We start from the raw sequence: 260 nt of genomic DNA on the forward strand, positions 1-260 counted from the left end.
TCAAGCACCCTTATACTAATGCGCTCTACGTACGATTACCAACCGTACTGAGGGTACCTTTGCGAGCCTCCGTTACCTTTTAGGAGGCGACCACCCCAGTCAAACTACCCACCAAACAATGTCCCCAATTGCTCGGGTTAGACTCTAAATAACAGAAGGTTGGTATTTCAACGATGACTCCACAACTCCTGGCGAAGCTGCTTCATAGTCTCCCAACTATCCTACACATCTGGCATTCAAAATCAATGTTAAGTTGTAGT

1 rRNA gene is annotated in these 260 nt (G+C 46.2%); it reads right to left on the reverse strand.

What is annotated here, in order from left to right:
- A 23S ribosomal RNA gene (locus KW844_RS28950) occupies window positions 1–260 on the reverse strand; the annotation flags it as partial.

The sequence above is a fragment of the Chitinophaga sp. sic0106 genome (genome assembly GCF_019219075.1).
Lineage (GTDB): Bacteria > Bacteroidota > Bacteroidia > Chitinophagales > Chitinophagaceae > Chitinophaga.